Here is a 1,578-nt window from a genome sequence, read left to right on the forward strand (position 1 = left end):
TCAGCGGTCCCGGCGGGCAACTCGCTCTGATCGACGCGCAGTTGCCCGGCGGACCGCTGAGCGGCATGGGCGAGTACCTGGACCGGACCGAACTCCGACTCCGCCGCGATCGTCACCGTGATGCCGGTCCTGGCCTCCGGCGACGAGAGGGCGTACCAATCCGCGTCCATCCGGAGGTCAAGCGCGGTGTTGGGCGCGAGCCCCAGGGGGACGTGCGAGCTCAACGCGTTGAAGGTCACGTCCCCCATGCGGTGCAGGGAGTCGGTGCTGCCGGGCCATCCCGGCCGTGGGGTACACCGTCAGCCACGCCAGCCGACGGTTCCGGCCGTCCTGCGACCAATCGTTCCCGGCATCGGCATGGTGCCAGCGGGCGCCCGCGAGGTCGCTCAGGCCACCGAAGAACGCGCTGCTCCAGCCGTACGCGGCGGCCCGTTTGACGACGAGGCTGAAGAGGTCCTCGTCGAGATCGTGGTCGGCGCTGACCTGATCGATCCAGGCGTGCCGCCGGAACACACCGTGGACCTCGACGGTCATCGCGAGGCTCGTGTCATCGGTTTCCGGGGTGTGCTGCGTGAGGTGTTCCATGCCCCACCGTCCCTCACCTCCCTCCGCTAATCCAGTTGCCGCCCTCCAACCCCGCCCGATAAGAACCTTCCATGCTCACCGGCACCCGCATCGGGCTTCGAGCCCGGCACGAGGACGACACCCCCATCCTCCGTGCCGGGCTCCACAACGACGTCGTCAACGCAGCGCGCGCGAGTTCCAGCCCCTGGGTGCCCCTCGGCCCGGACTCCAAGGACTCCCGCGCCGATGTGGATCCGGACAGGGACGACCGTGTTCCCTTCTCCGTCGTCGAGTTGGAGGGCGGCAAACTGATCGGCGCCGCCAGCGTGTGGGACATCGACGCCCACAACCGCAACGCCCACCTCGGCCTCGAACTCCTCCCGTCCGCCCGGGGCAAGGGGTACGGGACGGACGTCGTAGCCACTCTCTGCCACTACGCCTTCGTCGTCCGCAGCCTGCACCGCCTCCAGGTCGAGACCCTCGCGGACAACCCGGCGATGCTGGCCGCAGCCGAACGCAACGGCTTCGTACGGGAGGGCGTGCTGAAGTCCGCGGCGTGGGTGATGGGCGAGTTCGTGGACGAGGTGATTCTCGGGCTTCTGGTGGAGGACTGGAAGCAGCGTTAGGGGCCGTCGTACGGGAAGCTCTACGCCCCGTCCAGCGCGGCCAGCGCCTCCGCGGCCTCCGCCTGCCGGGGGCTCCGCATCGCCGCGAGCGCTTCGTGTGCCGTCGTCAGGGCCTGCCGCGCCTCGGGGTGACCTGTCGCCCCCAGTACGCGGCCGAGATCGAGCCGCGCCTGTTCCGACCACGCCGGCATCTGCGCCGCGTCGAACGCGGCCAGCGCCTGTCGCAACGGTGTCTCGGCCTCGTACCAACGCTCCAGCGCGGCAAGGTCGTTGCCGATCTGCTGGCGGGCGACCGCCTGGTACATGGCCATGACGTCGGCCGTACGGCCGGGGACCCCGGCGCGGCAGATGCGCTCGCTGCGGCGGTGGAGGTCGAGGGCCTCGGCGG

The 1,578-nt window shown here is 70.5% G+C and carries 2 protein-coding genes and 2 pseudogenes; 2 read left to right on the forward strand and 2 right to left on the reverse strand.

Features of this window, described 5'->3' with window-relative positions; all coding sequences use genetic code 11:
- A pseudogene (locus AOK24_RS48580) lies at nucleotides 1-248 on the reverse strand (hypothetical protein); the annotation flags it as partial.
- Between the two features lie 16 nt (nucleotides 249-264).
- Here AOK24_RS48580 and AOK24_RS48585 point away from each other — a divergent pair.
- Together AOK24_RS48585 and AOK24_RS19410 are read left to right on the forward strand one after the other, a co-directional pair.
- Nucleotides 265-615, forward strand: coding sequence for a hypothetical protein (locus AOK24_RS48585; protein ID WP_159051928.1), 351 nt, complete (start codon nucleotides 265-267; stop codon nucleotides 613-615).
- 41 nt (nucleotides 616-656) lie between these two features.
- On the forward strand, nucleotides 657-1,190 hold the full coding sequence (locus AOK24_RS19410; RefSeq protein WP_055721336.1) for a GNAT family N-acetyltransferase: 534 nt from the start codon (nucleotides 657-659) through the stop codon (nucleotides 1,188-1,190).
- Between the two features lie 20 nt (nucleotides 1,191-1,210).
- Here AOK24_RS19410 and AOK24_RS19415 read toward each other — a convergent pair.
- Nucleotides 1,211-1,578, reverse strand: a pseudogene (locus AOK24_RS19415) (hypothetical protein); the annotation flags it as partial.

Source organism: Streptomyces niveiscabiei (genome assembly GCF_001419795.1).
Classification (GTDB): Bacteria; Actinomycetota; Actinomycetes; order Streptomycetales; family Streptomycetaceae; genus Streptomyces; species Streptomyces niveiscabiei.